Annotated in this window: 20 protein-coding genes and 4 tRNA genes; 20 read left to right on the top strand and 4 right to left on the bottom strand. The window is 65.0% G+C overall.

Going from position 1 to position 24665, the window contains the following annotated elements; all coding sequences use genetic code 11:
• Positions 1-67: 67 nt before the first annotated feature.
• The 16 genes from LOY42_RS08010 (at position 68) to LOY42_RS08085 (ending at position 14736) form a co-directional block, all read left to right on the top strand.
• The gene (locus tag LOY42_RS08010) at positions 68-1075 is read left to right on the top strand and encodes an aspartate-semialdehyde dehydrogenase (protein WP_139669647.1); all 1008 of its coding nucleotides are present in this window, start codon (positions 68-70) and stop codon (positions 1073-1075) included.
• A 71-nt stretch (positions 1076-1146) separates the two neighbouring features.
• Positions 1147-3786, top strand: a complete 2640-nt coding sequence (locus tag LOY42_RS08015) for a FimV/HubP family polar landmark protein (RefSeq protein ID WP_139669649.1) — start codon at positions 1147-1149, stop codon at positions 3784-3786.
• Between the two features lie 134 nt (positions 3787-3920).
• Positions 3921-4775 carry a tRNA pseudouridine(38-40) synthase TruA gene (truA, locus tag LOY42_RS08020; RefSeq protein ID WP_023632367.1) on the top strand — a complete coding sequence of 285 codons (855 nt, stop codon included), beginning with the start codon at positions 3921-3923 and terminating at the stop codon, positions 4773-4775.
• 59 nt (positions 4776-4834) lie between these two features.
• Positions 4835-5455, top strand: coding sequence for a phosphoribosylanthranilate isomerase (locus LOY42_RS08025; RefSeq protein ID WP_139669651.1), 621 nt, complete (start codon positions 4835-4837; stop codon positions 5453-5455).
• Positions 5456-5663: 208 nt separating this feature from the next.
• Positions 5664-6557 (top strand): acetyl-CoA carboxylase, carboxyltransferase subunit beta, encoded by an 894-nt coding sequence (gene accD, locus LOY42_RS08030; protein ID WP_028690439.1) that lies wholly within the window; start codon positions 5664-5666, stop codon positions 6555-6557.
• Positions 6557-7864, top strand: coding sequence for a bifunctional tetrahydrofolate synthase/dihydrofolate synthase (folC, locus tag LOY42_RS08035; RefSeq protein WP_139669653.1), 1308 nt, complete (start codon positions 6557-6559; stop codon positions 7862-7864). Before accD ends, folC begins: the two co-directional genes overlap by 1 nt.
• A complete protein-coding gene (locus tag LOY42_RS08040; RefSeq protein ID WP_139669654.1) occupies positions 7848-8528 on the top strand; it encodes an SPOR domain-containing protein in 681 nt (226 codons plus the stop codon). Before folC ends, LOY42_RS08040 begins: the two co-directional genes overlap by 17 nt.
• Before the next feature lie 178 nt (positions 8529-8706).
• Positions 8707-9261, top strand: a complete 555-nt coding sequence (locus LOY42_RS08045; RefSeq protein ID WP_038706536.1) for a CvpA family protein — start codon at positions 8707-8709, stop codon at positions 9259-9261.
• A gap of 42 nt (positions 9262-9303) precedes the next feature.
• Positions 9304-10809 (top strand): amidophosphoribosyltransferase, encoded by a 1506-nt coding sequence (gene purF, locus LOY42_RS08050; RefSeq protein WP_102685386.1) that lies wholly within the window; start codon positions 9304-9306, stop codon positions 10807-10809.
• Between the two features lie 15 nt (positions 10810-10824).
• Positions 10825-12036 (top strand): O-succinylhomoserine sulfhydrylase, encoded by a 1212-nt coding sequence (locus LOY42_RS08055; RefSeq protein ID WP_139669656.1) that lies wholly within the window; start codon positions 10825-10827, stop codon positions 12034-12036.
• Positions 12033-12806 (top strand): SDR family oxidoreductase, encoded by a 774-nt coding sequence (locus tag LOY42_RS08060; RefSeq protein ID WP_111532668.1) that lies wholly within the window; start codon positions 12033-12035, stop codon positions 12804-12806. The genes LOY42_RS08055 and LOY42_RS08060 overlap by 4 nt, the downstream gene beginning before the upstream one ends.
• 235 nt (positions 12807-13041) lie before the next feature.
• Positions 13042-13117 (top strand) — tRNA-Val (locus LOY42_RS08065).
• Between the two features lie 81 nt (positions 13118-13198).
• A tRNA-Asp gene (locus LOY42_RS08070) sits at positions 13199-13275 on the top strand.
• An 83-nt stretch (positions 13276-13358) separates the two neighbouring features.
• Positions 13359-13435: transfer RNA gene (locus LOY42_RS08075), tRNA-Asp, on the top strand.
• A 139-nt stretch (positions 13436-13574) separates the two neighbouring features.
• A tRNA-Asp gene (locus tag LOY42_RS08080) sits at positions 13575-13651 on the top strand.
• A gap of 197 nt (positions 13652-13848) precedes the next feature.
• Positions 13849-14736 (top strand): DUF2242 domain-containing protein, encoded by an 888-nt coding sequence (locus LOY42_RS08085; protein ID WP_139669658.1) that lies wholly within the window; start codon positions 13849-13851, stop codon positions 14734-14736.
• 203 nt (positions 14737-14939) lie between these two features.
• Here LOY42_RS08085 and LOY42_RS08090 read toward each other — a convergent pair whose 3' ends face one another.
• On the bottom strand, positions 14940-15980 hold the full coding sequence (locus LOY42_RS08090; protein WP_139669660.1) for an AraC family transcriptional regulator: 1041 nt from the start codon (positions 15978-15980) through the stop codon (positions 14940-14942).
• Between the two features lie 4 nt (positions 15981-15984).
• Positions 15985-17103 carry a carbon-nitrogen hydrolase family protein gene (locus LOY42_RS08095; protein WP_110704572.1) on the bottom strand — a complete coding sequence of 373 codons (1119 nt, stop codon included), beginning with the start codon at positions 17101-17103 and terminating at the stop codon, positions 15985-15987.
• Between the two features lie 204 nt (positions 17104-17307).
• On the opposite strand from LOY42_RS08095, the gene LOY42_RS08100 reads away from it, so the two are divergent.
• The 3 genes from LOY42_RS08100 to LOY42_RS08110 all read left to right on the top strand — a co-directional run bounded on the left by LOY42_RS08100 (position 17308) and on the right by LOY42_RS08110 (position 21290).
• Positions 17308-19344, top strand: a complete 2037-nt coding sequence (locus LOY42_RS08100; protein ID WP_258600213.1) for an NADPH-dependent 2,4-dienoyl-CoA reductase — start codon at positions 17308-17310, stop codon at positions 19342-19344.
• A gap of 803 nt (positions 19345-20147) precedes the next feature.
• Positions 20148-20387, top strand: coding sequence for a hypothetical protein (locus LOY42_RS08105; protein ID WP_258600215.1), 240 nt, complete (start codon positions 20148-20150; stop codon positions 20385-20387).
• A gap of 9 nt (positions 20388-20396) precedes the next feature.
• Positions 20397-21290, top strand: a complete 894-nt coding sequence (locus tag LOY42_RS08110) for a 1-aminocyclopropane-1-carboxylate deaminase/D-cysteine desulfhydrase (protein WP_258600217.1) — start codon at positions 20397-20399, stop codon at positions 21288-21290.
• Here the strand turns inward: LOY42_RS08110 and LOY42_RS08115 are convergent.
• A complete protein-coding gene (locus LOY42_RS08115; RefSeq protein ID WP_110704469.1) occupies positions 21281-21826 on the bottom strand; it encodes a cytochrome b in 546 nt (181 codons plus the stop codon). The two genes, LOY42_RS08110 and LOY42_RS08115, sit on opposite strands and share 10 nt — an antisense overlap.
• A gap of 175 nt (positions 21827-22001) precedes the next feature.
• On the opposite strand from LOY42_RS08115, the gene LOY42_RS08120 reads away from it, so the two are divergent.
• The gene (locus LOY42_RS08120; protein ID WP_139669666.1) at positions 22002-23621 is read left to right on the top strand and encodes a WG repeat-containing protein; all 1620 of its coding nucleotides are present in this window, start codon (positions 22002-22004) and stop codon (positions 23619-23621) included.
• Between the two features lie 43 nt (positions 23622-23664).
• On the opposite strand, the gene LOY42_RS08125 is transcribed toward LOY42_RS08120, so the two are convergent.
• The gene (locus tag LOY42_RS08125) at positions 23665-24645 is read right to left on the bottom strand and encodes a DUF1853 family protein (RefSeq protein WP_139669668.1); all 981 of its coding nucleotides are present in this window, start codon (positions 24643-24645) and stop codon (positions 23665-23667) included.
• Positions 24646-24665 lie beyond the last annotated feature (20 nt).

Genomic DNA, 24665 nt, shown 5'->3' on the forward strand with positions numbered 1-24665 from the left:
CTCCCACCCCACAATCCAAGTAAAGTGCCGCTCCCCCGCCGTACCCCCTGGAAAAGGAACCGATCTCATGACCCCCAACGCCCTGGACATAGCCGTAATCGGCGCCACCGGCACAGTAGGTGAATCCCTCGTCCAGATCCTCGAGGAAGTGGCCTTCCCGGTCTCCACCCTGCACCTGCTGGCCAGCATGGAATCCGCCGGCAGCAGCGTCATGTTCGCGGGCAAGAAACTGAAGGTCCGCGAAGTGGACAGCTTCGATTTCTCCCAGGTCAGGCTGGTCTTCTTCGCCGCCAGCCCCGCCGTCAGCCGCAGCTTCGCGCCCAAGGCCATCGCCGCCGGTTGCGCGGTGATCGACCTGTCTGGCGCCCTGGAAGGCGCTACCGCGCTGGTTCCGGAAGCTAACAGCGAGCGCGTCACCGAACTCGCGCAGCCCGCGTTGATCACCAGCCCGAGCGCCGGCGCGGTGGCCCTGGCGGTGGCGCTGGCGCCGCTCAAGGGGTTGCTGGACATCGAGCGCGTGCAGGTCAATGCCTGCCTGGCCGTTTCGGAACAGGGCAGGGAGGCAGTCAGCGAGCTCGCCCGCCAGACCGCCGAACTGCTCAACGCACGTCCTCTGGAGCCGCGCTTCTTCGACCGACAGATGGCCTTCAACCTGTTGGCCCAGGTTGGCGCGGCCGACGAGCAGGGGCATACCGCGGTGGAGCGCCGTCTGGTGAGCGAGCTGCGCCAGGTGCTGGACTTGCCGCAATTGAAGATTTCCGTGACCTGCATTCAAGTCCCGGTGTTTTTCGGCGATAGCTTCAGTGTGGCGTTGCAGAGCCGTCGACCGGTCGATCTGGCGGCAGTCAACGCCGCATTGGAGGCCGCCGAGGGCATCGAGCTGGTCGAGCCGGGTGATTATCCGACGCCTGTGGGTGACGCGGTGGGCCAGGACGTGGTCTATGTTGGACGTGTACGCCACGGTGTCGATGAAGACCAGCAGCTCAATCTCTGGCTGACCACCGACAATGTGCGCAAGGGCGCGGCGCTGAACGCCGTGCAGGCGGCACAATTGTTGATAAAACACATGGCGTAAAAGATACTGCGAGCTATTTTGTCCTGCACCGCACAAGGGTTTTCGGGACGTTTCATACAAGGGAAGAGTTCATGCTTCGAATTCGCAAACTGGTTCTGGCCATCGCGGCAGCCTCGGCGCTGTCGTCCGGGGTGGCGAACGCTCTGGGGTTGGGCGAGCTGACTCTCAAGTCGGCGCAGAACCAGCCGCTGGATGCCGAGATCGAACTGCTCGACGTGCGCGACCTCTCCGCGGCGGAAATGGCGCCAAGCCTGGCGTCGCCGGAAGAGTTCGCCAAGGCCGGGGTGGCCTTCCCGCCTTACCTCGAAGACCTCACCTTCACGCCAGTGATCAACCCCAACGGCAAGAGCGTGCTGCGGGTTACCTCCAGCAAGGCGCTGCCGGAGCCGGTGGTCAAGTTCCTGGTCCAGGTCATGTGGCCCCAGGGTCGCCTGCTGCGCGACTACAGTGTGCTGCTCGACCAGGCCCAGGCCCAGGGCAGCCAGCCGGCCCCGGCGGGCATCAACCCGGCTGTCAGTGCGGGCAGTTATACCACCAAGCGCCGTGACACCCTCTGGCAGATCGCCGCGCGCAACACCAACGGCGGCTCGATCCAGCAGACCATGCTGGCTATCCAGGCGCTTAACCCGGATGCCTTCATCGGCAACAACATCAACCAGCTCAAGACCGGCCAGGTACTGCGCCTGCCTGATCAGCAGCAGGTGCAGAGCATTCCACAGGCCCAGGCCAACCGCGAAGTCGCAGAGCAGTACGCCGCCTGGCGCGAAGGCCGCCGCCTCGGCCCGCGTGCGCGGCAACTGGACGCCACCCGCCGTGGCGAAGCTGGCGCGGCGCCCGCGCGCATTGCCCAGGGCGACAACCTGCGCCTGGTGGCGCCGGGCGGCAAGGGCGCGGCCGGCGAGGCCAAGGCGCTGGGCGACAAGCTGGCCATGGCCCAGGAAAGTCTCGACACCAGCCGCCGTGACAACGATGAACTCAAGAGCCGCATGGTCGACCTGCAGAGCCAGCTGGACAAGCTGCAGCGCCTGATCGAGCTGAAGAACGACCAGCTGGCGCGTCTGGAGGCCCAGGGCGCCGCGGCGCCACAGCCACCGGCAGCGGCGCTGCCGGGCGAGCCGGCTCCGGCGCAACCTGCGGTGAACGCGCAACTGACCCCTGCCGAACCGGTGGTCGCCCCGGCGCCTGCCGCGGCCGACACCGCACCACAGGATGCGGCAGCCGAGGCGCCGGCCAGCGAAGAGCCCGGCATGCTCGACCAACTGCTGGGCAATCCGCTGTTGCTGGGCTTGATTGCCGGGTCCGCATTCCTGGTGCTGCTGTTGTTGTTGCTGCTTCTGGCCCGCAAGCGCAAGGCCCAGCAGGAAGCTGAGAAACACCTGCGCATGGCGCGTGCCCTGGCCGAGGACGGCGAGCGTGGCCCGGACCTGGACTTGCCTCCGAGCAGTTTTGAAGGCCTGGATGTGTCGGCGCCAAGCGTTACTCTGTCGCCTGCGGTAGTGGCTGCCTCGGCCGCTGCAGCCGTTGCGGCGGAAAAGCCTGCGGCGCCTGCCGACGTCGTCGCCCCGGCGGCTGATCCGCGCGCGGCGTTGCTGGCCGAGGTGGATGAAAGCCTGGCCCGTGGTCGCCTCAACCATGCCGCCGACCTGCTGGAAGCCGCGGTGGCCTCCGAGCCACAGCGCAGCGATCTGCGCCTCAAATTGATGGAAGTCTACGCACGTCAGGGCGACCAGGACGCGTTCGCTGGCCAGGAGCGCAAGCTGGTGGTCAACGACGCGAACCAGGCCGAGGTCGCCGCGCTCAAGGAGCGCTTCCCGGCCATGCTGGGTGTCGCGGCGGTTGCGGCAGGCGCTGCCGGGGCCGCGGCCCTGGCCGCCGAGCTGGATGAGCAGTATGTCCAGGACCTGCTGCAGGACAAGGAGCTGGAGCTGGGTGAAAGCGCGCCGGAAGTCGTCGTGGAGCCGGTCGTGGCGGCCGAACCAGAGCCAGAGCCAGAGCCTGTGGTCGAAGAGGCTGACCTGGACAGCGCCTTCGACCTGAGTCTGGGGGATGACCTGCCGGCAGATGACCACCTCGACATGGCCGGTCTCGAGGACCTGGTCGTCGAGACGCCCGAGGCCGAGGCTGCACCCGCCGTTGCCGAAACCGATGCCGACGACGATTTCGAGGCATTGCTCGCCCAGGCGCAGGCGACACCGCAAAATGTCGACGACTTGGCCGAATTCGACCTGGATGTCGCCGAAGAGCCGGTGGCTCTGACCGGCAGCGAGGAGGCCCCGGTGGACGTGGCGGCCGAGCTGGCGGCCTTCGAGGCGATTCCGGAGTTCGATCCGATCTCCGAGCTGGAGCTGCCCGAGGACTTCGACCTGTCGCTGTCGCTGGACGACGACTCGCCGGCGGCGAAGAACTTCGCCTCGGAGCTGGACGACGTCAATGCCGAGCTCGACAAGCTGTCGCAGAACCTCGAGACCCCATCGGTTGCACAGCCATCGTTCACCGCCGAGGACGCGGCGCTGGAGCCCGAGCCGCTGGACGACCTGGACTTCGACTTCTTCTCCGGCGCCGACGAGGTAGCCACCAAGCTCGACCTGGCCCGCGCCTACATCGACATGGGCGACCATCAGGGCGCCCGTGACATCCTCGACGAAGTGGTCAAGGACGGCGACGACAGCCAACGCGAGGAAGCCAACGAGATGCTCTCGCGCCTGGTCTGACGCAAAGCTGTACATCGCGGGGCAAGCCTGCTTTCACGCAAGACGTGGGGCGGGCTTGCCCCGCGATCATTTCGGCCCCTGCACGGTTTGCCGGTATACTTCCGCCTTTCGTTTCATCATCAGGTTTGCCGCTCTTGGACATCATCGACACCGCCGCCGCCGAATCGGCTGCCGAAGGCTACACCCGCATCGCTTTGGGCGTGGAATACAAAGGTTCGCGCTATCGCGGCTGGCAACGCCAGGCCAGCGGCGTGCCGAGTGTCCAGCAGGCCCTGGAACAGGCGCTGTCGACGGTGGCCAACGAACCTATCTCGGTGATCTGCGCCGGGCGCACCGATGCCGGCGTCCATGGCTGCGGGCAGATCGTGCATTTCGACACCCGCGCCGTGCGCGACGAGCGCGCCTGGACCCTGGGCACCAACTTCAACCTGCCCCACGACATCAGCGTGGTCTGGTCGGCGCCCATGCCTGCACACTTCCATGCCCGCTTCAAGGCCACCGCGCGGCGCTACCGCTACGTGATCTACAACGACCCGATCCGCCCGGCGCACCTGGCCGAGGAAGTCACCTGGAACCACCGCCCGCTGGACGTCGAGCGCATGGCCGAGGCCGCGCAGTACCTGCTGGGTACCCATGACTTCAGTGCCTTTCGCGCCAGCCAGTGCCAGGCCAAGTCACCGATCAAGCACATCCACCACCTGCGTGTGACCCGGCATGGGCGGATGATCGTGCTGGATGTGCGTGCCACCGCGTTCCTGCACCACATGGTGCGCAACATCGCCGGCGTGCTGATGACCATCGGCGCCGGTGAGCGTCCGGTGGAGTGGGCCCGCGAGGTGCTGGAGGGGCGCAACCGCCGTGACGGCGGGGTAACCGCGCACCCTTACGGTCTTTACCTGGTGCAGGTGGAGTACCCGGAAGAATACGCGCTGCCGCAGCGTTACATCGGCCCACACTTTCTTACTGGCTACGAGGCGCTGGCGGACTGACGGAGCACAGGTCATTTGCTACCATCGGCGCTTCCCCGATCACTCAAGGTTCGCTGTCCATGAGCAATGTTCGCAGCAAGATCTGCGGGATTACCCGCATCGAGGATGCCCTGGCTGCGGTCGAGGCCGGCGCCGACGCCCTCGGTTTCGTCTTCTATGCGAAAAGCCCGCGGGCGGTGGAGGTGCGTCAGGCGCGGACGATCATCGACGCGCTGCCGCCGTTCGTGACCACCGTGGGGCTGTTCGTCAACGCCTCGCGCTGCGAGCTCAACGAGATCCTCGAAGTGGTTTCCCTGGACCTGCTACAGTTCCACGGCGATGAGACCCCGGCCGATTGCGAGGGCTACCACCGCCCCTGGATCAAGGCCCTGCGGGTGCGCCCGGGGGATGACCTGGAGGCCGCCTGCCGGCACTACGCTGGCGCTCGCGGCATCCTGCTGGATGCCTATGTACCAGGCGTGCCGGGAGGAACCGGCGAGGCGTTCGACTGGTCACTGATTCCGCAACACCTGAGCAAGCCGATCATCCTTGCCGGTGGCCTGTCGGCCGACAACGTCGCCGAGGCCATTCGCCAGGTGCGCCCGTACGCGGTGGACGTCAGCGGCGGCGTGGAGCAGGCCAAAGGCATCAAGGATGCGGCAAGGATCGAAGCCTTCATGCAGGCGGTCAAGCACGCGTGAACGCGGATGTGACGGCTGGCCGCGCGCCATCGTCCATAGCTTTCGCAGCCCGGTGCTGCCAGGCCGCGCCAGAGCGCGGGGCATGCCGGGGAAGAATTGGAGGTGGGGCGGCCCAAGGTCGGCCCATCGTCGCTTTACAGAAGAATTTGAGCTCAAGGGCAGGGCGGGGCCGCAAAGGTCTCCCCGGCCAATACTGGAGAAAGCAAGCATGAGCAACTGGTTGGTAGACAAACTGATCCCTTCGATCATGCGTTCCGAGGTGAAGAAGAGCTCGGTGCCGGAAGGGCTGTGGCACAAGTGCCCGTCCTGCGAAGCCGTGCTGTATCGCCCGGAGCTGGAAAAGACCCTCGACGTCTGCCCTAAGTGCAACCACCACATGCGTATCGGCGCGCGCGCGCGCATCGATATCTTCCTCGATCCAGAAGGTCGCGCAGAACTGGGCGCCGACCTGGAGCCGGTCGATCGCCTGAAGTTCCGTGACGGCAAGAAGTACAAGGACCGCCTGACCGCCGCGCAGAAGCAGACCGGTGAGAAGGACGCGCTGATCTCCATGAGCGGCACCCTGATGGGCATGCCGATCGTGGTCAGCGCCTTCGAGTTCTCCTTCATGGGCGGCTCGATGGGCGCCATCGTCGGCGAGCGTTTCGTGCGTGCTGCCAACTACGCCCTGGAAAATCGCTGCCCGATGGTCTGCTTCTCCGCTTCCGGCGGTGCGCGCATGCAGGAAGCACTGATCTCGCTTATGCAGATGGCCAAGACTTCCGCCGTGCTGGCGCGCCTGCGCGAAGAAGGCATTCCGTTCATCTCGGTGCTGACCGACCCGGTCTATGGCGGCGTTTCCGCCAGCCTGGCGATGCTTGGCGACGTGATCGTCGGCGAGCCGAAGGCGCTGATCGGCTTTGCCGGCCCGCGGGTAATCGAGCAGACCGTGCGCGAGAAGCTGCCGGAAGGCTTCCAGCGCAGCGAGTTCCTGCTGGAGCACGGTGCCATCGACCTGATCATTTCCCGTGACGAGCTGCGCCCGCGCCTGGCTCGCCTGCTGGCGCAGATGACCGGCCAGCCGACGCCGGAAGCGGCCAAAGAGGTCGCCGCCGTCGCGTGATGAACCAGCGCAGCCTGGGCGACTGGCTCGCCTATCTCGAACAGTTGCACCCCTCGGCCATCGACATGGGCCTGGAGCGCTCGCAACAGGTGCTTGCGCGCCTGGGCCTGGGCGCGCTGGCGCCCCGTGTGGTCACGGTGACTGGCACCAACGGCAAGGGCTCGACCTGCGCCTTCATGGCCGCGTTGCTGCGCTCGCAGGGGCTAAGGGTCGGGGTGTACAGTTCGCCGCATCTGCTGCGTTACAACGAACGGGTGCTGATCGACGGCCAGGAGGCCAGCGATGAGCGCCTGTGCGAAGCGTTCGCCGCCGTGGAAGCGGCGCGGGGCGAGATCTCGCTGACCTATTTCGAAATGGGCACCCTGGCGGCGTTCTGGTTGTTCAAGCAAGCCGCACTGGATGCCGTGGTGCTCGAGGTCGGTTTGGGTGGCCGGCTGGATGCGGTCAACCTGGTGGATGCCGACATCGCGCTGGTCACCAGCATTGGCGTCGACCACGTCGATTACCTGGGCGATAGCCGCGAGTCGGTAGCCTACGAGAAGGCGGGAATCTTCCGCCAGGGCAAGCCTGCGCTGTGCGGTGACCTTGATCCGCCGCAGCCTTTGTTGGACAAGGTGCGCGAGCTGGATTGCCCGTTCTTCCTGCGTGGACGTGATTTCGACCTGGATAGCAGCGTTGACCACTGGCATTGGCGTGGTCGCCAGCTCGACGGTTCGCCCGTTGAGCTGCATGACCTGCCGTTGCTCGACCTGCCCATGGAGAATGCCGCCCTGGCCTTGCAGGCCTTCCTGCTGATGGGGCTGCCGTGGGATGCCTACAAGGTTCGTCAGGCTTTGCTGGATACCCGTATCACCGGTCGCCTTGACCGGCGTGGTCTGTCATTCCAGGGTAAGTGTGTCGAGCTGTTGCTGGATGTCGGTCACAATCCGCACGCCGCCGAGTATCTGGCCCGCCGCCTGGCGGCACGCCCGGTGAGGGGGCGACGCCTGGCGGTCTTCGGCCTGTTGGCAGACAAGGACCTGCCCGGCGTGCTTGCGCCGCTGCGCGGTCAGGTCTCCGACTGGGCGGTGGCGCCGCTGGACACGCCGCGCAGCCGCCCGGCCGCGGAACTGGCGGATGCCTTGACGAACCTCGGTGCGACGGTGAAGTCTTACGCCAGTGTTGCGGCTGCCCTCGAAGGGCAGTGCGCCCGGGCGACGGCGGATGACCAGATCCTGCTGTTCGGTTCGTTTTTCTGCGTCGGCGAGGCCCTGGCCTGGCTTGAGCGGCAGGTTTCCGAGGATGGAGTAGATGGCAGTGCTGGATAAAGGGATGAAGCAGCGCATGGTCGGTGCGCTGGTGCTGGTGGCGCTGGCGGTGATCTTCCTGCCGATGTTGTTCACCCGCGAGGACGAGATGCGCCAGGTGCGTGTCGAGGCGCCGGAAGCGCCGGCCATGCCCAATCTGCCCCAGGTGCAGGTGGAGCCTGTGCAGGTGCCGGAGCCACAACCGCTGCCGGAGCAGAGCGAGCAGCCTGTAGTGGTGGTCGACGAGTCCACGGCGCCGGTGGCTACGCCGAGCCAGCCGATCACTCCGGCACCGACTGCGACGCAACCTCAGCCCAAACCGCAGACCCCGGTGCCCGCTCCGCCGGTAGCCAAGGTCGAGCCCCGTCCGGCGCCTGCACCGAGCGCGGCGCCTACCGCGCCCGCGGCCAAGCCCGCTACGCCGTCGAAGATCGACGTCAACGGCCTGCCGGTGAGCTGGTCGATCCAGTTGGCCAGCCTGTCCAATCGGGCCGGTGCCGACAATCTGCAGAAGACCCTGCGCAGCCAGGGCTACAACGCCTATATTCGTTCGGCGGACGGCATGAACCGGGTATTCGTCGGACCGTTGATCGAGCGAGCGGAAGCCGAGCGTCTGCGTGATGTGATTAATCGCCAGCAGAACCTAAAGGGCATCGTGGTACGTTTCCAGCCGGAACGTGGTTAGCATCTATCGCGGGGCAAGTCGCATCGGCGCACCGAAGCGACTTGCCCCGCGATGGTTTTCAAACCTGTAAAGCTGTCCCCGGAGTCAGCCTGCAGCCCTTCAAACTCCTGACATTCCGCTTACCCCCAGCCCCTCGCTCTGGTAAAATGCGCCGCCTCAAACGTCGGCAGGCAACACCGTGGCATTTACCTGGGTTGATTGGGCGATCATCGCGATCATCGCCATTTCCTCACTGATCAGTCTCAAGCGCGGCTTCGTCAAGGAAGCCTTGTCCCTGCTCATCTGGATTGTCGCCGGCGCGGTGGCCTGGATGTTCGGCGGCTCGCTTGCGCAGTATCTTGAAAGCTATATCCAGATGCCGTCCGCACGAGTCATTGCCGGCTGCGCCATTCTTTTCGTCGCCACGCTGCTGGTCGGGGCGATGCTCAATTTCCTCATCGGCGAGCTGATCCGCGTGACCGGGCTGTCCGGCACCGATCGCTTCCTCGGCATGGCCTTCGGCGCCGCGCGCGGGGGCCTGCTGGTGGTGGTGGCGGTCGGGCTGCTGAGCCTGGGGCCGGTGCAACAGGATCCGTGGTGGCAGGAATCGCGCCTGATACCACAATTTCTATTGGTAGCCGACTGGTCGAAGAACCTCATACTCGGGTTCAGCGGCCAGTGGATGTCCAGTGGGGTCAGCGCACCCGTTGACCTTCCGTTCAAGGAGCAGTTGCTCGGGCCGACCAAGCCCTGAGCGCGCTTCACTCAAGTTTCATCAAAGTAGGGGTTGCGTCGCATGTGTGGCATCGTCGGTATCGTCGGTAAGTCGAACGTCAATCAGGCGCTGTATGACGCGCTAACCGTGCTTCAGCACCGCGGCCAGGACGCTGCCGGTATCGTGACCAGCCACGACGGCCGGTTGTTCCTGCGCAAGGATAACGGCCTGGTGCGCGACGTCTTCCAGCAGCGCCACATGCAGCGCCTGGTGGGCAGCATCGGCATCGGTCATGTGCGCTACCCGACCGCCGGCAGCTCCACCTCGGCCGAGGCCCAGCCGTTCTACGTCAACTCGCCGTACGGCATCACCCTGGCGCACAACGGCAACCTGACCAACGTCGAGCAGTTGGCCAAGGAGATCTACGAGTCCGACCTGCGCCACGTCAACACCAACTCCGACTCCGAAGTGCTGCTGAACGTGTTCGCTCACGAGCTGGCCGTGCGCGGCAAGCTGCAGCCGACCGAAGAAGACGTGTTCGCCGCCGTGTCCCACGTGCATAGCCGCTGCGTCGGTGGCTACGCGGTGGTGGCGATGATCACCGGCTACGGCATCGTCGGCTTCCGTGACCCCAACGGCATCCGTCCGGTGGTGTTTGGGCAGCGTCACACCGACGAAGGCGTCGAGTACATGATCGCCTCGGAAAGTGTCGCCCTGGACGTGCTCGGCTTCACCCTGATTCGCGACCTGGCACCGGGCGAGGCGGTGTACATCACCGAAGGCGGCCAGCTGTTCACCAAACAGTGCGCCAAGAGCCCGAAACTGCAGCCGTGCATCTTCGAGCACGTGTACCTTGCCCGTCCGGATTCGATCATGGACGGCGTCTCGGTATACAAGGCGCGCCTGCGCATGGGCGAAAAGCTGGCCGAGAAGATCCAGCGCGAACGCCCCGAGCACGACATCGACGTGGTCATCCCGATCCCGGACACCAGCCGCACCGCGGCGTTGGAACTGGCCAACCACCTGGGCGTCAAGTTCCGCGAAGGCTTCGTCAAGAACCGTTACATCGGTCGTACCTTCATCATGCCCGGCCAGGCCGCGCGCAAGAAGTCGGTGCGCCAGAAGCTCAACGCCATCGAGCTGGAGTTCCGCGGCAAGAACGTGATGCTGGTGGACGACTCGATCGTGCGCGGCACCACCTGCAAGCAGATCATCCAGATGGCCCGCGAAGCCGGCGCCAAGAACGTCTACTTCTGCTCTGCGGCCCCAGCGGTACGCTACCCCAACGTCTACGGCATCGACATGCCGAGCGCTCACGAACTGATCGCCCACAACCGTACCACCGAACAGGTGGCCGAGTTGATCGGCGCCGATTGGCTGATCTACCAGGACCTGCCGGACCTGATCGAATCGGTCGGTGGCGGCAAGATCAAGATCGAGCATTTCGATTGCGCGGTGTTCAACGGTGAGTATGTCACCGGCGATATCGACGAAGCCTACCTCGACCGCATCGAGCAGGCCCGTAATGACCTGGCCAAGGTGAAGAACCAGGCGGTCAGCGCGATCATCGACCTGTACAACAACTGATTTGGGAGCGACGGCATGACCGAACAATGGGATGCCGGTCGACTGGACAGTGACCTCGAGGGTGTCGGTTTCGACACCCTTGCGGTGCGCGCCGGTCAGAACCGTACACCGGAGGCCGAGCACAGCGAAGCGCTGTTCCTGACCTCCAGCTATGTCTTCCGCACGGCTGCCGACGCTGCCGCGCGCTTTGCCGGCGAAACGCCGGGCAATGTCTATTCGCGCTACACCAACCCCACCGTGCGCGCCTTCGAGGAGCGCCTGGCGGCCATGGAAGGCGCCGAGCAGGCCGTGGCTACCTCCACCGGCATGGCGGCGATTCTCGCCGTGGTCATGTCGCTGTGCAGCGCCGGCGACCATGTGCTGGTGTCGCAGAGTGTGTTCGGCTCGACCATCAGCCTGTTCGAGAAGTACTTCAAGCGTTTCGGCGTGCAGGTGGACTACGTGCCGCTGGTCGACCTGAACGGCTGGGAAAAGGCCATCAAGGCCAACACCAAGCTGCTGGTCGTCGAGTCGCCGTCCAACCCGCTGGCCGAGCTGGTCGATATCAGCGCCCTGGCCGAAATCGCCCACGCCCGTGGCGCGCTGCTGGTGGTGGACAACTGCTTTAGCACCCCGGCCTTGCAGCAGCCGCTCAAGCTCGGTGCCGATATCGTGTTCCACTCGGCGACCAAGTTCATCGACGGCCAGGGCCGTTGCATGGGCGGCGTGGTGGCCGGGCGCAGCGAGCAGATGAAGGAAGTCGTGGGCTTCCTGCGTACCGCCGGCCCGACCCTCAGCCCGTTCAACGCCTGGGTCTTCACCAAGGGCCTGGAGACCCTCAAGCTGCGCATGCGCGCCCACTGTGAGAGCGCCCAGGCGCTGGCCGAGTGGCTCGAGCAGCAGGACGGTATCGAGAAGGTCCACTACGCCGGCCTGCCGAGCCATCCTCAGCATGAACTGGCCAAGCGCCAGATGAGCGGCTTCGGCGCGGTGGTCAGCTTCGAGGTGAAGGGTGGCAAGGAAGGTGCCTGGCGCTTCATCGACGCCACCCGGGTGATCTCCATCACCACCAACCTCGGTGACAGCAAGACCACTATCGCCCACCCGGCCACCACCTCCCACGGGCGTCTGACGCCGCAGGAGCGTGAAGCGGCGGGTATCCGTGACAGCCTGGTGCGCGTGGCGGTTGGTCTGGAAGACGTGGCCGACCTGCAAGCCGATCTGGCTCGTGGCCTGGCGGCGCTGTGATCGACTGGAAGGGTGGCGAGCCCGGCCATAATGGTCGGGTGGCTTTGGTGACCGGTGCCGCCCGCGGCATCGGCCTGGGCATCGCCGCCTGGTTGATCTGCGAGGGCTGGCAGGTGGTGCTCAGCGACCTGGACCGCCCGCGTGGCGCCAAGGTCGCCAAGGCGCTGGGCGACAACGCCTGGTTCATCACCATGGATGTGGCCGACGAGGCCCAGGTTAGTGCCGGGGTGTCCGAGGTACTCGGGCAGTTTGGCCGACTGGACGCGCTGGTGTGCAACGCGGCGATCGCCAACCCGCACAACCAGACCTTGGAGAGCCTGTCCCTGGCCCAATGGAACCGGGTGCTGGCGGTCAACCTCAATGGCCCGATGCTGCTGGCCAAGCATTGCGCACCTTACCTGCGCGCCCATGGTGGTGCGATCGTCAACCTGGCTTCCACCCGTGCCCGGCAATCCGAGCCGGACACCGAGGCCTATGCCGCCAGCAAGGGCGGGCTGGTTGCCTTGACCCACGCCCTGGCCATGAGCCTGGCGCCGGAGATCCGCGTCAATGCCGTGAGCCCGGGCTGGATCGATGCCCGTGACCCTTCGCAGCGGCGCGCCGAGCCTCTGAGCGACGCCGACCATGCCCAGCATCCGGCTGGCCGGGTGGGGACGGTGGAGGACGTCGCGGCGCTGGTGGCGTGGCTGCTGTCGCGCCAGGCGGGGTTCGTCACCGGCCAGGAGTTCGTGGTCGATGGCGGGATGACCCGCAAGATGATCTATACCTGAGCGGCAAGCTATAAGCTTCAAGCTGCAAGAGGGGACCGTAAGGTCCCCTTTGTCTTTCTCCGGGTCGAATACGGTAGTGAGGGAGACGAGAGCTTTTTCTTGTCGCTTGCAGCTTCAAGCTTGCAGCTGTTTTTGCCCTTTTTGAAAAAAACTTCAATGGGGGTATTGACTTAGCATCGGTACCTGCGTAAATTTCGCGGCCTCAGCGAAGCAAACGCAACAAGCAACATCGCGGGGGTGATTAGCTCAGCCGGGAGAGCATCTGCCTTACAAGCAGAGGGTCGGCGGTTCGATCCCGTCATCACCCACCACTTCCTGAGGAGGTTTCTGGTCCAAGGTGCTTTGCAAGAAGCACTCTGGCAGAGAGAAACAGGACGCAAGTCCAACACTGCGCGGCGGTAGTTCAGTCGGTTAGAATACCGGCCTGTCACGCCGGGGGTCGCGGGTTCGAGTCCCGTCCGCCGCGCCATTTTATCCCAGATGGGTGCTTGCACCGGTCTGAGGCCGCAAGGCCAGGTCCCAGTTTCAATCAGGCGCAAGCCTGAACGATACGCAGCGGTAGTTCAGTCGGTTAGAATACCGGCCTGTCACGCCGGGGGTCGCGGGTTCGAGTCCCGTCCGCTGCGCCATCTTTCGCCGAGAGCCCCATGAACGCTCAAAGCAAGCAGAAAAGGCGATGATAGGTCGCCTTTTTTGTTCCTGGCTTTCGCGCTGTAGCGCTTGAAAGCTCAGATCCCAGTTTCAATCGGGTGCAAACCTGAACGATACGCAGCGGTAGTTCAGTCGGTTAGAATACCGGCCTGTCACGCCGGGGGTCGCGGGTTCGAGTCCCGTCCGCTGCGCCATCTTCGCCTCGAGGCCCTTTGAACACCTCGAAGCAACGGAAAAGCGACCTTAGGGTCGCTTTTTTCGTTTCAGCAGCTTGCCCGGCCATGGGCAAGGATTTCCAATAATGCTGACAGACTCTTCACCGATCAAAGGTTTCAGCCGCTGATCGATGTGATGCACAATACGCCCCATTCGTTTCTTCCCGGAATTGGCAATGTCTAGATCAACCGTCTATGGCGCGCTCGGGCTGGCCCTCGTGCTGGCGGGCGTGTCCGGCTGTTCCTCGAAAAAGGCCGCCGTCTACGAGCACGAGAACTTCGATGACTCGGGCACCTTTTCCCGCACCTTCGCCAGCAGCGAGGCCGGCTCCTGCGAGGCGGCGCGGCGTGCGCTGCTCAGCCAGGGCTACATCATCACCAGCAGCGATGCCAACCAGGTCGCCGGCAACAAGAGCTTCCAGCAGAACGCCGAGAATCACCTGCAGATCAGCTTCAACATCACCTGCGTGCCGGACATGAGCGACAAGCAGCGCTCGACCATGTTCGCCAACGCCCTGCAGGATCGCTACGCCCTGAAGAAGTCCAACACTTCCGCCAGCCTTGGCGTTGGCGTGCTGGGTTCGGTGTCGATGCCGATCGGCTCCACCGACGACTCCATGGTCAAGGTGGCCAGCGAGACGGTCACCGCCGCGCAGTTCTACGATCGTTACTTCGCCCTGGTGGAAAGCTACCTGCCGAAACCGAAGAAGCCGGAGAAGTCCGAACCCGCCGCCGAGCCGAAGGTGGAGAAACCTGCCGCCGACCTGGGCCTGCCGGAGCCTGCGCCCGCTGCCCTGGCGCCCGTACCGCAGCCCGTCACCCCGGTAGCCGAAAGCGTGGCAGAGACACCGGCCCCGGTATCGACACCGGTTGCTGCCCCCCCTGCCGCAGCGCCTGCGCCCGTTGCCACTCCAGCGCCTCCCGTGCCGTCCAGCGAGGCCCCGGCCGCGCCGGTGGTGGATGACAGCAAGGGTTCGCAACCCATCGCGCCGCCTGTCGAGCCAGCGCCGATCCAGGTTCAGCAGGAAGCTCCGGCGGCAGAGCAGGCGCCGGCGCCACTCTGACTCGTCGATAACTTCCTGGGTGCCTGCTACGTTTATCGTTCATAGGGCTGTAATCATTCTGTCATTACGCTGGCTTAGGTTGGCGCAATGACAGAAGAACGACGAATGAGGGGCGTGAAGATGGACGATTACCAGGAAGAACTGCTCGAGTTCCAGGCCTATGAGCTGGACCTGCCGGAGCCGGCCGACGACGCCACCGAGCTCTAACCGACTTGCCGCTGATGGCGGCGAAACTCCCCCGGGGTCAGCCCCGTCCAGCGCTTGAACGCGCGCTGGAACGCCTCTGCCGAGGCGAATCCCAGCAGATAGGCGATCTCGCCGAAGGCCAGTTCCGTATCGCGAATATAGGTCTCGGCCAGGTCACGCCGTGTGTCGTTGAGCAGGTTGCGAAAGCGCGTGCCTTCCTCGGCCAGCTTGCGGCGCAACGTCCAGGTTGGCAGCTGCAGGTGCCGCGCCACTTCCTCCAGGTCCGGTTCGTGCCCGCCATTGAGCAGTGGGCCCAGCAGATGGGTGATGCGCTCGCCCAGGCTGCGCACACGGGTGCGCTGGGCCAGTTCCGTTTCGCACAGCTGCAGCAAGTGCTGCCAGGTACTGGGGCAGTGCTGCAGGTTCGGCAGGTCCAGGGTGGCCCGGCTCAGGCGCAGTTGGTTGGCGGTGCCACCGAAATGCACGGTGCCCGTACACAGGCCTTGGTATTGCGCGGCGTAGGCGGGAGTGTCGAATTCGATCTCAAGACGTTCGGCTTGCACCGGCCTGGCGGTGAGGGCGCCGAGCTGCGCCAGCCAGCCCGCGAGCATCGAGTCGACCACGAAGTGGTTGTAGCTGTTGTAGGGGCTGATGGAATAGAACCTCAACCAAGCGCCCTGGGTGTCTTCGTGGAAACTCGAACGGCCCCGGTAGTTGGCGGCATACAACGGTTCGAAGCGCAGCAGGGTGCGGGCGGCTTCGCCGAGGGTGGGTGCCTGCGCGGCAGTCACCCCGGCCAGCCCTGCCTGGGCCAGGCGGCTCAGGCGCCCCATGTGCAGGCCCAGGGCCGGTTCGGCGGACAAGGCGATCGCCGCATGGCCCAGGTGCATGTAGCGCGGAATCGATAGGCGCGCGCCTGGCTCGGCCAGGCGCCTGGCGTCGAGGCCGTAGCGCAGCAGCAGCGGCTGCGGGTCGTGGCCGAGCATGGCCAGTGCTTCGGCCAGGGGCTGGACGAAACCTACTGACAGATCACCCAGGCGCACGCGGGGGCGGGGCATGGCGTCACAGCCACAGGTTGAGCAGGCGCGCACCGTGGCTGTCGTTGCCGACCCACAGTGTGCCGCTTTGGCTGGCAAAGCCCTGGCCGTCGCTACCCAGCTCCCAGAACTGGCCACGCATGAACACGCTCATGCTCGGGGTGCTGTCATTGGCGGCCAGCGGTAGTTGCTGCCAGGCGCGTTGCTCACTGACCTCGCCGCGTCGCAGCGGCAGGTCGGCGGCCTGCGCCTGGTGGCGATTGCCACGCCAGGGCGCCTGCCAGCTGTGCTTGCCGCTCAGGAAAACCGGGTTGGCGATCACTTGCACCGATTGCGCGGCCAGTTGCTGATGGTTGGCCGGGTACCAGCTGTCGCTGCCGATCAGCACGCCCAGACGCCCGGCGGGGGTCTCCAGCACTTGCAGGGGGTGTTGCTGGCCACCTTGGATGTAGCGCCGGCTTTCGCTGTCGGGGTACTGCTGGTGCTGAGGCTGGCCGAGCACCGAACCGTCGCTGGCGAACACCAGGCTGCTGTTGTAAAGCGGGCCGTTGCCGGTGCGCAGCACGCCGTTCTCGACGTAGGGCGCGGGCAGGACGATGGAGCCGGCCACCAGGGTGACGCCGAACTCGCGGGCCAGGTTGCCGAACAGCTGCTGGTAGTCGGCAGCCATCTGCGCGGCCTTCATGCGCAGGTGGGCGTCCGAGCGGCGGTCGTCGCCGCTGGCGGCGAGCATCGCCAGGCCGTAGCGCAGCGGGTTGCTCAACTCCAGCCACTGCCAGGCCTCGCTGCGCTGGGTCACCTGGTACAGCTCGCGCTTTTCGCCACGAGCCCACAGCCAGGTGCCGATATGCTCGGGCAGTACCACCACGGTGCGCGGGTTGACCAGCCCTTGGGCACGGGCCTGCTCCAGGTAGGCCGAGAGCTTGCGGTGCAGGCGCGTCAGGTTCTGGTAGTCGCCCGGATACAACAGCGGCTCGACCCCCAGCAGGTTGCCGTGCTCGCCTGGCACGCCCTGGTTGAGGGCCAGCTCGATGCGCAGGTCGGACAGGTAATGGCCTTCTGGACGCTGCAGGGTCCAGAAGCCGTAGCCACAGAGGGCGGCGAGGGTGACCAGCGCCAGGGCGCCGGCTAGCAGTTTGCGCATGGAACGGTCCAGCGTTGTGCGGTAGAGGTGCCTTAGGGTAGACCTGCTGTGCAGCAGGATCAATAAGTTGTCAGTTTCGATCATTGAGCGTGTTCAAACGCCTGTTTAATGTCGGCCTCAGACAACCGACGGGCCCCGCGAGCTGGTGTAGCCAGCGGCAGAGGCGCCCGCATTCCGTGATCATGCCACCTGTGGAGTCCATCCATGGCTACCGACCGTTACCCGCACCTGCTGGCCCCCCTCGACCTGGGCTTCACCACCTTGCGCAACCGCACCCTGATGGGGTCGATGCACACAGGCCTTGAAGAGCGCCCCGGCGGCTTCGAACGCATGGCCGCGTACTTCGCCGAGCGTGCCCGTGGTGGTGTCGGCCTGATGGTCACCGGCGGCATCGCGCCCAACGATGAAGGCGGCGTGTACTCCGGCGCGGCCAAGCTCAGCACCGAGGAAGAGGCTGCCAAGCACCAGGTCGTCACCGAGGCCGTGCATGCCGCCGGTGGCAAGATCTGCCTGCAGATCCTCCACGCCGGGCGCTATGCCTACAGTCCGAAACAGGTGGCGCCCAGCGCCATCCAGGCACCGATCAACCCGTTCAAGCCCAAGGAGCTGGACGAGGAGGGCATCGAGAAGCAGATCCGCGATTTCGTCACTTGCGCAAGCCTGGCCCAGCGCGCCGGCTACGACGGCGTCGAGATCATGGGTTCGGAAGGCTACTTCATCAACCAGTTCCTCGCCGCCCACACCAACCACCGCACCGACCGCTGGGGCGGCAGCTATGAGAACCGCATGCGCCTGGCCGTGGAAATCGTGCAGCGGGTGCGCGAGGCGGTGGGGCCGAACTTCATCATCATCTTCCGCTTGTCGATGCTCGACCTGGTCGAGGGCGGTAGCACCTGGGACGAGATCGAACTGCTGGCCAAGGCCATCGAGCAGGCCGGCGCCACGCTGATCAACACAGGTATCGGCTGGCACGAGGCGCGCATCCCGACCATCGCCACCAAGGTGCCACGCGCGGCGTTCAGCAAGGTCACCGCCAAGCTGCGCGGCGCGGTGAAGATACCGCTGATCACCACCAACCGCATCAATACCCCGGAAGTGGCCGAGGCCGTTCTGGCCGAGGGCGATGCCGACATGGTCTCCATGGCCCGGCCGTTCCTGGCCGACCCCGATTTCGTCAACAAGGCCGCCGAAGGCCGTGGCGACGAGATCAACACCTGCATCGGCTGCAACCAGGCGTGCCTGGACCACACTTTCGGCGGCAAGCTGACCAGCTGCCTGGTCAACCCGCGTGCCTGCCATGAGACGGAGCTCAACTACCTGCCGGTACGGGCGGTGAAGCGCATTGCTGTGGTCGGCGCAGGTCCTGCGGGCCTGGCAGCGGCCACCGTGGCCGCCGAGCGCGGTCATGCCGTAACGCTGTTCGATGCTGCCGGCGAGATCGGTGGGCAATTCAACGTGGCCAAACGCGTGCCGGGCAAGGAGGAGTTCTACGAGACCTTGCGTTACTTCCGCAACAAGGTGAAGTCCACTGGTGTCGAGCTGCGCCTGAACACTCGTGTTGATGTAGCTGCGCTGGTGGCCGGCGAGTTCGACGAGGTCATTCTGGCCACCGGCATCGCCCCGCGCACGCCGGCCATTCCCGGCATCGACAATGCCAAGGTGCTGAACTACCTGGACGTGCTGCTCGAGCGCAAGCCGGTGGGCGAGCGGGTGGCGGTGATCGGTGCTGGTGGTATCGGTTTCGATGTGTCCGAGTACCTGGTGCACAAGGGCGTGGCCACCAGCCAGGACCGTGAGGCGTTCTGGAAGGAATGGGGCATTGATACGCAGCTGGAGGCCCGTGGTGGTGTGGCCGGGGTGAAGGCAGAGCCTCATGCGCCGGCGCGCCAGGTCTATCTGCTGCAACGCAAGAAGACCAAGGTTGGCGACGGCCTGGGCAAGACCACCGGCTGGATCCACCGCACGGGGCTGAAGAACAAGCAGGTGCAGATGCTCAACAGCGTCGAGTACCTGGGCGTCGACGATGCCGGCCTGCATGTGCGCATCGGCGAGGGCGAGCCGCAGGTGCTGGCGGTGGACAACATCGTTGTCTGCGCGGGGCAGGAGCCGCTGCGCGAGTTGCATGATGGCCTTGTGGCGGCCGGGCAATCGGTGCACTTGATCGGTGGCGCTGATGTGGCGGCTGAGCTTGATGCCAAGCGGGCGATTAACCAAGGGTCGAGATTGGCGGCCGAGTTGTAATTGTTTGAACAGGTGATGAGCCAACTTTCACAGGTGAGGTGGTGATACACCTTTCCTTTGGGAGTTGGCTTGTCAGCGAGTAGTTGTAACTGAAGAAGCACTGCGAGTAGTCTTCATATACTCCATGTATCTTGCTCTTGCTCTTGCTCTTGCTCTTGCTCTTGCTCTTGCTCTTGCTCTTGCTCTTGCTCTTGCTCTTGCTCTTGCTCTTGCTCTGCTTTTGCTTCTAAGTGCGCGATAGTTCAGGCGACACAAATTGCGACTTCAGGAGGCCGAACGGAGGGCTTGCGCAGGGAGGTGACGGGCATGGATGCCCGTCAAGCGCCGATCAGGCCATGGATGGCCCGTCGGCGCGTCCTCCCGGAGCGAGCCCGGAGTGAGGGGACCCCGGAGCGAAGCGTAGGGGCCGTATGAACGGAGCCGAACGGTTTTGCCTCCTTTTCCCAAGAGAAAAGGAGGTCGCCGTAAAGGCGAAAAGGTGAGTGTGCGTCGACATGGCGAATGAATGCGCATATAACTTTTAAAACACACGCTGTGTAAGTCAAAGTCAAAGTCAAAATCAATCGGCATCGGTTTTGATAGATATAAGTTCATTCATTTGCGATGTCGACGCACAGTCACCTTTCCGCCCTTACGGCGGCTTACTTTGGTCGTAACTCGCCGTCCGCGGCCAAAGTAAGCAAAGCCGTGGCGCTCCATTCATCCGGCCCTCCGCTTCGCTCCGGGTCCCCTCACTCCGGCCTTGCTCCCGGGAGGACCGCGCTGAACGCCCCATCCTGGGGCGCAGCGCTTGACGGGCATCCATGCCCGTCACCTCCCTCCGCAAGACCTGCGTTCGGCCTCCTGAAGTCGCGAAGTTACGGGCGGCGCCTGGGCTGACGCAGCTGTCGCTAGCGGGGTATGGCGCTAGACTCCTGATCGGCAACGGCAACGGCAACGGCAACGGCAACGGCAACGGCAACGGCAACGGCAACGGCAACGGCAACGGCAACGGCAACGGCAACGGCAACGAGCAGCACATTTGTATCTGGGCAATCAGATAAACTGCCTCCATGTCTGATTTTTCTCTCCCCCAAGCCCCCCTGCAACGCCTCGACCTATCTTGGTTACGCCACGCGGGAATCGAAGCTGCGGTCCTGCGCCTGGACCTGATCGACCCGCTGATCAGCGGCAACAAATGGTTCAAGCTGCGTCATCACCTGCTCCAGGCTCGCAAGGCCGATGCACCGGGCCTGATCAGCCTGGGGGGTAACCATTCCAACCATCTTCATGCCCTGGCGGCGGCTGGCAAGCGCTTCGGCTTCGCCACTGTCGGGCTATTGCGTGGCCCCCCCCAGGACACACCGACGGTGCGAGACCTGCGAGCCCTGGGCATGGAGCTGTTTTGGCTCGGTTTCGGCGGCTACCGCAGTCGCCATGAACCCGGTTTCTGGGAGCCCTGGCAGGCCCGCTACCCGGATTGGCACTGCATCCCTGAAGGCGGTGGCGGCCAAGCTGGCGCGCAGGGCTGCGGCTTGATCGTCGCGCAATGCCGGGCGCAGTTGGCAACGCTCGGCTGGACGGACTACGACGCCTGGTGGCTGGCGGCAGGCACCGGCACGACCTTGGCCGGAATGGTGCTGGAGGAGGCGGGCAGACATGTGGTCCATGGCGCCCTGGCCGTGCCCCTTGACCACGGTGTACCGGAAACCGTCGCAGCGCTGGCGGGCGTGCACGGCTACCAATTGCACGACGCCAGCCGTGGCGGCTTTGCCCGTATCGACGACGCACTGCTGGCGTTCATCGCCGACACCGAACGGCAAACCGGCATGCCGCTGGAGGCGCTCTACACCGGCAAGGCCCTGCTGGCCCTGCGCGACCGGGTCGAGGCCGGGCATTTCGCTCCCGGCACCCGCCTGGTATTCCTGCATACCGGAGGCCTGCAGGGACGACGCGGTTACTTGTAGGGCAGCATGCGCAGCAGGGTGTTGTCACGCCGCACGTAGTGATGATAAAGCCCGGCCAGTGCGTGCAGGCCGATCAGCCAGTACCCCCAGCTGCCGATGCGTTCATGCCAGCCCTTGATGAACTTGCTCAGGTCCGGATCCGGGGCGACGATGGCCGGCAGATCCAGGCCATAGAACGGGATCGGCTTGTCGGCGGCGCTGAGGATTGCCCAGCCGGCCAGCGGCAGGCCGATCATCATCAGGTACAGCAGCAGGTGCACCAGGTGCGACAGGCCGGTCTGCCAGGCTGGTGGCTTGGGCACGATCGGCGGCGTGGGGCGCGACAGGCGCAGGGCCAGGCGCAGCCAGACCAGCACGAACACCGTCAGCCCGAGCATGAAGTGCAGGTCTTTCATCAGGTCGCGTTCGGCGCTGCCCTTGGGGAACAGGCCGCGCAGCTCGATGCAGGCGTAGACGGCGGCCAGCAGCACCAGCATCAGCCAGTGCAGGGCGATCGACAGGCGCGCGTAGTGGGCCGCAGGAGTGGATGAAACCATGGTGGGTCCTCGTCATCAGGTCGGAAGGGGCGCTCTTGATGGCGCCTGCCCCTAACTCTAATCGCTGGCGTGGAAATGTGTTTGCTTCAGATCTATCAAACACGGCCGACACAACGGGCCTGGGTAATGGCTTTGGGCCTGCACCCGATCTCCATCGCACAAGGATCCTGTGTCAATGAAACGCCTCATCTCCACCCCTCGGGTAGCGCTGTTTGGCGCCCTGTCCCTGCTGCTCGCCGGCTGCGAGCAAGCCCCGGCGGTCAAGACTCCACCGATTGCCGCCCTGACCATTCCGCTGTGCGTGAACGACGAGTGCGCGGTGCTGGACCAGAACGGCGCATTTCGAGTCGCCCCAGGCAGCGAGTTCACCCAGATCTACACCCAAGCCTTCACCAACGCCTTCATCTTCGGGCGTGGCGACTACTGGCACCTGGCAAGTGGTGACGGCAAGCAGGTGATTCGCGCCGACCTCACAGATGAGCTCTACACCTTGACCCCTGGCCTGTTCGGCTACGTCCGCAATGGCAAGGTCGGAGTGATGGATGAGCAGGGCAAGGAAGTCCAGCCGGCCATCTTCGACACTGTCTATGTCGGAGGTGACAACGACTTCATCGTCTATGAGATCGACGAACTGCGCGGCATCCTCACGCCTCAGGGCGAGAAGGTCAGCGAAGCGGTGTTCGACTCGCTGTACGTGCGCGAGGATTTCGCAAAGCGTGGCAACTGGGTGCTGGCCGAGCGGCAAGGCGAGAGCTGGGGATACAACCTCCAGACCAAGGTGTTGCGCAAGCTGGACTTCGACACCATAGTCAGCGCGGCTGACGGATATCTGGTGGTCACCCGCGAAGGCGGCGCGGGCAAGGGGCTGGCTGATGCCTCCGGCAACCTGGTGATTGCGCTCGACAAGGGTTGGCTGGGCACGCCAGGCGGTGGTCTGGTGGCCTTCAGGGATGGTTACGACAAACCTTGTGGCTACCTGGATTATCAAGGCAAGGTCGTCATCGAGGCGCAATACCAGAACTGCGAGACGTTCGGCAAGGTTGGCGGCATGGTGCAGTTGCAGCGCACCGGCGAAGACCGCGGCAAGGCCGGGATGATCGGGCATGACGGCAAATGGCTGATCGAGCCCGAGTACGACTCGATCGGCGATGCGGGTATCGGCCTGCTCGGCATGAGTGGCCATCGCCCGGGTTTCAACCATATCGGCAAGCTGCAGAACATGTTCCTGGCAACCTACGGAACCATCGACCTGGACCAGGGGAAGGTCGTGTTCCAGCCCATATACAAGCAGATCGGCGTGGTAGCGCCCAAGCGCTATGCCTTCACCGAGCTGAAATCGCCGAAGAAGACGGTGATGCTCCTCGGTATGCCGAGTGAAACCGATACCGTGGGCCTGATGGACGAGCAGGGCAAAGTGCTGGTCAAGCCGGAACAGTTCGTGTCGTTCAAGCTGTTGGCCGATGGCCGCCACCTGCTGGCTGCCGAGGGCAGCAATTCCGATACCCTGCGCGCGCTGTACGACATCGATGGCAAGCTGCTGGTGCCCGCCAAATGGCAGGACCTGGAAGTCGACGAGGCGCGTGGTGCGATCTTCGCCTATCGAGTCGAGGGCAATGGCGATGACGCCGTGCGCACGCTGCGCGCCCTGTATCGTCTGGATGGCAGTGTGGTGTTCGACACCAACCGTTTGCCCTGTGGCGCGGAACAGGTGGTCGATGGCAAGGGCCAGGTGCTGTGGCCGAAGGATGCCCAGGCCCACTGCCCGGCGCCTGAGCCGGTGGCCGAGGCGTCCTGACGCTTGAGCACCCGTCGCCGGTGAATCGGCAGCGGGTGCTGCTTCAGCGTGGGGGGAGGTGCGGCCAGTTGTCGGCCACCAGGAACATCCGTTCGACCTCTTCCCACGTTCCGTCCGCCTGTTCCTCCACTCTGCACAGCAAGTGTGCGTGGGCATCGGGCTCCAGCCCTTGCCGCCAGGCGGTGAAGCGCGTTGCGTTCCAGCAGGCCTGTGCTTCAAAGCGCGCTGGCGCCAGCCATGCCTGGCGTGGCAGGGGCTGCCAGCATCCGTTATCGGCTTCGCTCCATTCAGATTGGCGCAGCCAGCCACCGCGCAAGTGCCGGGGGTTGGCCCCGTCAGGTGGACGGGTGTGCCCCGACCGTGGGTAGAACAGGTAGCCGCCAAGCCACAGGTGGGCTTGCACCCGGTCCAGACCCAATCCGGCCAGCACAGTGTGACTCTGCGGTCCGCTCGACATGGGCAGCTGGTGCTGCACCAGGTGTGCCAGCTTGCGTCCCAGCCGATCATGGCAACCGGGGCCGAGCCAGAGGCCTGGGTCGCCACCGTCGCCGCTAGGCGGTCCCAGGTAGAGCTTGATGGCCAGCTCCAGATGATGATCGCCTTCGCGGTCACGCAGCAGAATGTCCAGCTCGCCCAGGGTGTGCCCGCCGTCGCGGATCGCCAGGTTGGCCGCCAGCAGCTCGATACCCGGTGCCTGCTGCAGGGCGAACTGCCACAGGCTTTCGTAGTACAGGCCCAGCCGCCGGCTGTTCAGGCGTGCCAGCCAGTCCAGCAGCGGCGCAGGCTCCTGGTCGAGCGTCACGAGCCATTGGCCCAGGCGCTGGGGATCATCGGCCCAGGCGCTGCCCTGCAGCGGGTGGCGCTGGGGGCAGCCGGCCTGCGCCAGCAGCGGGGGCGACAGCAGCGCCCAGGCCAGGTCGCGCACGGCAGGGTGGCGCAGCTGGCGGGGCAGGGGCTCGAGATCGGCGAAGGGCGTCATCCTGCGAGCATAGCCGGTTTGCCGCTGGCCGGTCCTTTCGCCCATAATCCCGGCATTGTCACCCC

This window comes from Pseudomonas sp. B21-023 (assembly GCF_024749165.1).
GTDB lineage: Bacteria > Pseudomonadota > Gammaproteobacteria > Pseudomonadales > Pseudomonadaceae > Aquipseudomonas.